This window comes from Streptomyces sp. NPDC002573 (assembly GCF_042889625.1).
Classification (GTDB): Bacteria; Actinomycetota; Actinomycetes; order Streptomycetales; family Streptomycetaceae; genus Streptomyces; species Streptomyces gibsoniae.
Genome location: NZ_JBIARC010000160.1, coordinates 1 through 7,089 on the forward strand (window position 1 = coordinate 1; position 7,089 = coordinate 7,089).

The window sequence follows — 7,089 nt, forward strand, 5'->3', positions numbered from 1 at the left end:
TACATGTGCAGGTCCGAACCGCAGATGTTGGTGGTGGTGATCTTGACGATGATGTCGCAGGGATGCTCGATCTTCGCGTCCGGTACGTCCTTCACCGTGACCGTACGCGGGCCTTCGTAGACCGCTGCTTTCATGATTGCTTCCTTCGGTGCCGCGCGGCACGACCGCGGCGCGGCCGTGCCGAGGTCGCGCGGAGAGTCCTGGAGTGATGTGGCGCCGCCGGCCCGCCGCGCAGCCGCAGCGCTCCAGCGGCGTGCCGTCCGAGTCCCCCTCGGCTCCCTACGCGAAACGGCCACGCAGCGCTCCGGACGCCGACGCGCTCCGGACGCCCCCGCGCCCGCCGCGCCGTGCCATGTGCCCGGTATGCGCGGCGTGTCCCGTGCGCCTACCGTGGCTCGCATGGGCGATGCGGTGGAGCTGGAGGTGGCAGGCCGGACGGTACGGCTGTCCAGTCCGGGCAAGGTCTTCTTCCCGGAGCGCGGCTTCACCAAGCTGGATCTCGCGCAGTACTACATGGCTGTCGGTCCCGGCATTCTGCGCGCCCTGCGTGACCGGCCCACCACCCTGGAGCGCTATCCGGACGGCGTGACCGGCGAGTCCTTCTTCCAGAAGCGGGCGCCCAAGAACACGCCCGGCTGGATCCCCACCGCTCACATCACGTTTCCGAGCGGCCGCAGCGCCGACGAGATGTGCCCCACCGAAGTCGCGGCCGTGGTGTGGGCCGCGCAGTACGGCACCCTCACCTTCCATCCGTGGCCGGTGCGCCGCGACGACGTCGACCGCCCCGACGAACTGCGCCTCGACCTCGACCCGCAGCCCGGCACCGACTTCGCCGACGCGGTGCGCGCCGCCCATGAACTGCGCGCCGTGCTCGACGAGTTCGGCGGACTGCGCGGCTGGCCCAAGACCTCCGGCAGCCGGGGGCTGCATGTCTTCGTGCCCATCGAACCGCGCTGGACCTTCACCCAGGTGCGCCGCGCCGCCATCGCCGTGGGGCGCGAGCTGGAACGCCGGATGCCCCAGCACGTGACCATCGCGTGGTGGAAGGAGGAACGGGGAGAAAAGGTATTTCTCGACTACAACCAGACAGCGCGCGACCGCACCATCGCCTCCGCCTATTCCGTACGTCCCCGGCCGCACGCCCCGGTGTCCGCGCCGCTGCGCTGGGAGGAGGTCCCTGACGTGGCGCCCGAGGACTTCGATCTGGCGACCATGCCCGAGCGGTTCGCCCGGCTCGGTGACGTCCACGAAGGCATGGACGACCATGCCTTCTCCCTGGAGGCGCTCCTCGAACTGGCCCGCCGGGACGAACACGACCACGGCCTCGGTGATCTGCCCTATCCGCCCGAGTACCCGAAGATGCCGGGCGAGCCGAAGCGGGTCCAGCCGAGCCGCGCCCGGCGGAACGGCACGCCGCCGACATAAGGGAAGTGTCGACATGACGGCAATGCGCGGCATTTGTCCTCATTGAGGATAAGATCACTGCATGCCGCTACCGTCCTCGGTTCGTCCCAGCGGCTCTTCTCCGTGAACTCGGAATAGGATGGGGAGTCCGGCATGGACAGACGCAGTTTCAACCGCCGGATGCTGTTGGGGAGTGCGGCCGTTGCGACGTCGCTGTCCGTGGCTCCGGAGGCCGCCGGTACGACGCTGCGCACGGCGCCTCCCGGAGGCAAGGTCAGGCACATCACGCTCTACGCCGAGAGACTCCGCAACGGGGAGATGGGCTACGGACTGCAGCGGGGGAGGGCGACGATCCCCGGTCCGCTGATCGAGCTCATCGAGGGCGACACGCTGTACATCCATTTCGTGAACACGATGGATGTCACGGTGAGCCTGCACGTGCACGGCCTGGACTACCAGATCTCCCAGGACGGAACCCGCTGGAGCCGCAGCGCGGTTCGGCCGGGCGGCACCCGCACCTACATCTGGCGCACCCATGCCCCCGGCCGCCGCGCGGACGGCTCCTGGCGGGAGGGCAGCGCGGGCTACTGGCACTACCACGACCACATCGTAGGCTCGGACCACGGCACGGGCGGTATCCGCAAAGGCCTGTACGGGCCGGTCATCGTGCGCCGCGCGGGCGACATCCTCCCGCTCAGGACACACACGATCGTCTTCAACGAGACGAAGATCAACAATCGCAGGTCGCACTCCGGCCCCGACTTCTCGGCGACGCTCGGGGACCGCGTCGAGTTTGTGATGATCACCCACGGCGACGACTTCCACACCTTCCATATGCACGGCCATCGTTGGGCGCACAACCGCACCGGCCTGCTGAGTGGACCGACCGATCCGAGCCCGATCATCGACAACAGGATCGTGGGCCCCGGAGACTCCTTCGGCTTCCAGGTGCTCGCGGGGGAGGGCGTCGGGCCGGGGGCGTGGATGTACCACTGCCATGTGCAGCACCACGCCGACCGGGGCATGGCCGGGCTGTTCCTGGTGAAGAACCCCAACGGAACGATTCCTACCTACGAGGTGCATCGGCACTGACGGGCGTCGCCGGGCTCGGCGGTACCGGCCGAGCCCGACGGGGAGCGCTCTCTGCGGGGGTGCGGCGCGGGCTATGCTGATCCGCAACCGCCGAGGGAGGGGGCCCCACGTGACCGAGTCCGCGCCGCGTCCCACCCTGGAGGCCGTGGCCGCCCGGGCCGGGGTCTCGCGGGCCACCGTGTCCCGAGTCGTCAACGGTGGGGACGGCGTGCGCAGACCCCTCGTGGAGCGGGTGCGCCGGGCCGTCGAGGAACTCGGGTATGTGCCGAACCAGGCCGCGCGCAGCCTGGTGACCAGGCGGCACGATGCGATCGCCGTCGTCGTCGCCGAACCGGAGACCCGGGTCTTCGCCGACCCCTTCTTCGCCCTGCAACTACGCGGTATCAGCAAGGAACTGACGGCCCATGACTCGCAGCTCGTCCTGCTGCTGACCGAGGGGCGCGCCGACCACGCCCGGGTCGGCCGGTATCTCGCCGGCGGTCATGTCGACGGCGCCCTCGTCTTCTCGCTGCACCTGGAGGACCCGCTGCCCGAGCTGGTGCGTCGTGCCGGGGTGCCCACGGTCTTCGGCGGGCGGCCCGGCTGGAGCGACGGCGCGGGCGGCGCGGTGTACGTGGACAGCGACAACCGTGGCGGGGCCCGCGAGGCCGTACGCCATCTCGTGGGCCTCGGCCGCCGTCGTATCGCCCATATCACCGGCGCACTCGACCAGACCTCCGCCGTGGACCGGCTCGACGGGTTCCGGGACGTCATGGCCGACGCCGCCCCGGAGTTGATCGCCGAAGGGGACTTCACCCCGGCCGGTGGCGAACGGGCCATGCGCCGGCTTCTGGAGCGCTGCCCGGACCTGGACGCCGTCTTCGCCGCGAACGATCTGAGCGCGTCCGGCGCCCTGCGCGTGCTGCGTGCGCTGGGGCGCCGGGTGCCCGAGGACATCGCCGTCATCGGCTTCGACGACATGCTGCCGGTCGCCGAGCAGACCGACCCGCCCCTCACGACGATCCGTCAGGACATAGAGGAGATGGGACGGCTGATGGCGCGGCTGTTGCTGCGCGGACTGGACCGGCGCGGTGGCGCGCCGGATTCGGGCGAGGCGTCCGCCGCGGGGGAGACGCCGTCCGGTGTGGTGCTGCCGACGACATTGGTGCGGCGCGCGTCCGCCTGAGCCCGGGCGGGCGCGCACCGGGTCTCATGCGCCGACGGTCACCGTGAAACGCCTCGGATTGCCGTCGTACGCCGCTCCCGACACATCCGGCTGGCCGTCCGGCCGGACGTCGTCGTACGGGAACGCGTATCCGATCGGTGTGTTCGCGTGCACCACCCGCGCCCAGTGGTTGGTCACCTGGCCCTGGTAGTAGTCGGCGGCCGTCACGCCGCCCGGCTGGTCGGGGTGGGTGAGCATCAGGGAGCGGTTGAAGCCGGCGGCGAGGCGGGCGAGCAGCGCCTTCCGGTCGTCCGGGTCGCCCGGGTTGTTGGCGAAGGGGCCGTGGTTGCAGGTGAAGATGTCCCGCGAGGTGGGCTTGGCGAAGGAGTGCCCGCCGGTGAAGGTGAGGGTGTCCCCGCTGACCCGTCCGGTGAACACGCCCCGGCCGCCCTGGAGGTCGATCCGCAGATCGGTGCCGCGGTACTTCTGCCAGACCTGGTCGGCGTAGGCGGTCCACAGATCGCGGAACGGCATCGTGTCGGGCTGGTCGAAGTACGGCGCCATCAGGTTCTGCGGGGAGATGACCCGGAGCACCTTCCCATCGGAGCCGTGGACGACCAACCGGTCCCAGGGCTGTCCGTCCTTCGCCGTCTGGGCCGTGAGGGCCGAGGCGATCCGGTCCACCGCTCCGTCGGGCAGCGGTGCGACCGTGCGCGTGGCGTCGCCCTCCAGGGTGAGCCCGATCGGGAGTGCGGTGACCAGGTCGACATAGCTGATGTTGGCGTACAGCTGACTGGAGTTGAAGGTGAACTCGCAGAACGACCATGTCTTGCCGTAGTTGGTATCCGCGGGTGTCGCGAACGCCGGTTCGACCAGAGCGGGACCCGGGTTGAGGAAGAAGGCCAGCGTGTTGTCGCGGACGAAGTAGATCCGGGCGCCGTACATCTGAGGAAGCGTCAGGAAAGTCGGGGAGGAGCCCGCGGCGCCCAGGGGGATGGCGCAGTCGACGGGCAGCGGGGTTCCCGGCGCGGCGGGCGACCCCGGCCGGTAGACGCTGCCGTCCGCCCGAAGGAGCATCCAGTTGCCTGTCGACTGCTCGTGCCCGGTCACATACGCGCAAACCGTGCCAGGCAACGAGGCGTTACGCAGGGCGAGTTGACAGGTGGCGGGGGCTGCCTGGGCGGGCTTGGAGGCGAGGGCTCCGGAGGCCGCGGCCAGGGCGGCTCCGGTCAGAAACACTCGACGCGATATCACCGGTCGTCTCCCGGGAGTGTGGGGGTGGGGGCGCAGGGAGGGTGGGGGGTCGAGGGGGGCCCTGCGGTGCGATCCACTGTTCCCAGGGGAGGTTGAGGCGTCAAGGGTTATGACTGAGAGCGCTCTCGAAAATTTCATGCGTTCAAGAAGTGATGGCAACTCCCAGGAAAGTCAGCGGTGTTGAAGGCCGATGCCTGGCATGGCGGGACCCGTCGACGCGAGGCGTTCGGGCCCGAGGCGTACGCCCTTGCCCCGACCGCCCCGGTGAGGTCACCCCTGCCGGCGTGGGGCGCTCTTGAGCACCGCGAAGTGCGCTCCGTACGGGTCGACGAGCCGGGCGATACGGCCCACCCCTTCGAGGTCCGTGGCCGGCAGCCGGACCGTGCCGCCCAGTTCCGGGACCTTGCTCACCGTGGCATCCGCGTCCGCGACGGAGAAGTACGGCAGCCAGTGCGCGCCGGACCCCGCCTCCAAGGGGTCGTCGGCCAGCGGTACGAGGCCGCCGAACATGGCGTCCGCGCCCGCGCCCTCGGGGTTGATGCACGTGTAGGTGCCGCCGGGGAAGGGCACGCCCTCGGTCTCCCAGCCGAGCACCCGGTGGTAGAACGCGGCGGCGCGGGCGATGTCCGGGGTGTACAGCTCGACCCAGCACGCCGCACCGGGGGTGCCGGCCACCTCGATGCCCTTGGTCCTGGCCGGCTGCCAGATGCCGAAGGGGACCCCCGCGGGGTCGGCCAGGATGGCCATGTGACCCTCGCCCATGACGTCCATGGGCTGGACCCGCACGCTGCCACCGGCCTGCTCGGCGGCCTTCGCCGTGGCCTCCGCGTCGGAGCTCTGGAAGTAGACGGTCCAGGAGGGCGACCCCTGCTCCTCGGTGATCTCCATACCGCCGGCCGCCGTCTTGCCGGAGAGCTGGAAGAAGCCGTACTCCCCGGCTTCGGGGCCAGCCGACTCGAACTGCCAGCCGAAGAGGCCGCCGTAGAAGGAGACGGCGCCGTCGATGTCCGGGGTGCCGACATCCAGCCAGTTCGGGGCGCCGTCGACGAAGCGGGTGGTGAGCATGACTGCCCTCCTTCGAGGGTCCTGCGAAGGTTCCCGGTGCCTGCACTGCCGAGTCTTTCACCGCCCACTGACAATCGCCCGGCAATCGCCGAAGGAGTCACGAGTTCCGGCCCCCGTGACGGTGGGTGACCGGTAGAGTGTGTCTGCGTGGCGAGCGTTCGTGACATGTGATGCCGCGCGCCGCCGTGCGTCGCCCATTGGGTGCGGCCACCATGGGAGCCGTGGGCGAGGCCCCGGGCCGAGGCGTTGATCCCGCGTTGATCAGACGTTTTTCGCGACGCGACACGCTCTCGAACATGCACATCGAAGCGAGCACTGTGTCCGACATCGCCTGGCACGAGCAGGCGCTGTGCGCGCAGACGGGGGCCGATTTCTTCTTCCCGGAGCCGGGCAGTTCGGTACGGGAGGCGAAGCGGATCTGTGGACTGTGCGTGATCCGCTCAGCCTGTCTCGACTACGCGCTCGCCCACGACGAACGGTTCGGCGTCTGGGGCGGGCTGTCCGAGAAGGAGCGGCTGCATCTGCGGCGGGGACGGGAGAACGGATGAGGTCCGGCCGGACCGTCGTGGGACACCTCGGACCGGCCCGTTGAACGGCACGCGGGGGCCGAGGGGTGCGACAGCGGGGGAGCACCCGTCGGACCCGCGTGAGGGCCGTGGTCCGGGGTCCGTCCGGATGCGCGTCCGGACGCGCGGGACGATCCTGGAGACATGTCCGGACGGGCTCCTGTCATCGTTCATCCACCGTCGGGCACCGGCGGCCGACGGGTGACCGCGCGCGGGGAGAGCCTGGGGCTGGCGTTCTCGGACGAGGACGTGATCGAGTTTCTGGGCCGGGCGGGCCTGCCCGACGCAGAGGATCTCCTCGACGATCCCGCATGGGTGAAGTGGCGCGGGGCGGAGGCGCACCACTACGAGGCCGTGTAGGAGTTCTCCTTCTCGCCGAGGTCCTGGGAAGGCTAGTGCCGGGGCACTAGGGCGTGCTGCGAAAGTCCCGTCCTTCGCCCGAAGGGCAGGCGGGGCTTTCGCAACACGCCCTAGAAGACTCATGAAGATCTTGCTGAGGGGCTGCCCGGCCGTGGGCCGGGTGGCCCCTCGGTCTATGCGGTGGCTGGGTTGATCGTCCATGTG

7 protein-coding genes and 1 pseudogene are annotated in these 7,089 nt (G+C 70.2%); 5 read left to right on the forward strand and 3 right to left on the reverse strand.

The window, feature by feature from the left end:
• Positions 1–134: pseudogene (locus tag ACFYX0_RS45985) on the reverse strand (aldehyde dehydrogenase); the annotation flags it as partial.
• 265 nt (positions 135–399) lie between these two features.
• Here ACFYX0_RS45985 and ligD point away from each other — a divergent pair.
• From ligD to ACFYX0_RS46000, 3 genes are all read left to right on the forward strand, one after another.
• Entirely contained in the window at positions 400–1,425 is a 1,026-nt protein-coding gene (gene ligD / locus ACFYX0_RS45990; protein WP_388981342.1) for a non-homologous end-joining DNA ligase, read from the forward strand.
• Between the two features lie 132 nt (positions 1,426–1,557).
• Positions 1,558–2,496 carry a multicopper oxidase domain-containing protein gene (locus ACFYX0_RS45995; RefSeq protein WP_388981345.1) on the forward strand — a complete coding sequence of 313 codons (939 nt, stop codon included), beginning with the start codon at positions 1,558–1,560 and terminating at the stop codon, positions 2,494–2,496.
• A 109-nt stretch (positions 2,497–2,605) separates the two neighbouring features.
• Entirely contained in the window at positions 2,606–3,661 is a 1,056-nt protein-coding gene (locus ACFYX0_RS46000; RefSeq protein ID WP_388981348.1) for a LacI family DNA-binding transcriptional regulator, read from the forward strand.
• 24 nt (positions 3,662–3,685) lie between these two features.
• Here ACFYX0_RS46000 and ACFYX0_RS46005 read toward each other — a convergent pair whose 3' ends face one another.
• Together ACFYX0_RS46005 and ACFYX0_RS46010 are read right to left on the reverse strand one after the other, a co-directional pair.
• Positions 3,686–4,894 (reverse strand): glycoside hydrolase family 64 protein, encoded by a 1,209-nt coding sequence (locus ACFYX0_RS46005; RefSeq protein ID WP_388981351.1) that lies wholly within the window; start codon positions 4,892–4,894, stop codon positions 3,686–3,688.
• Positions 4,895–5,164: 270 nt separating this feature from the next.
• Positions 5,165–5,959, reverse strand: coding sequence for a VOC family protein (locus ACFYX0_RS46010; protein ID WP_388981354.1), 795 nt, complete (start codon positions 5,957–5,959; stop codon positions 5,165–5,167).
• 296 nt (positions 5,960–6,255) lie between these two features.
• On the opposite strand from ACFYX0_RS46010, the gene ACFYX0_RS46015 reads away from it, so the two are divergent.
• Together ACFYX0_RS46015 and ACFYX0_RS46020 are read left to right on the forward strand one after the other, a co-directional pair.
• Positions 6,256–6,507, forward strand: coding sequence for a WhiB family transcriptional regulator (locus ACFYX0_RS46015; protein ID WP_311694181.1), 252 nt, complete (start codon positions 6,256–6,258; stop codon positions 6,505–6,507).
• 162 nt (positions 6,508–6,669) lie between these two features.
• Positions 6,670–6,885, forward strand: coding sequence for a hypothetical protein (locus ACFYX0_RS46020; RefSeq protein ID WP_311694183.1), 216 nt, complete (start codon positions 6,670–6,672; stop codon positions 6,883–6,885).
• Positions 6,886–7,089: the final 204 nt, after the last annotated feature.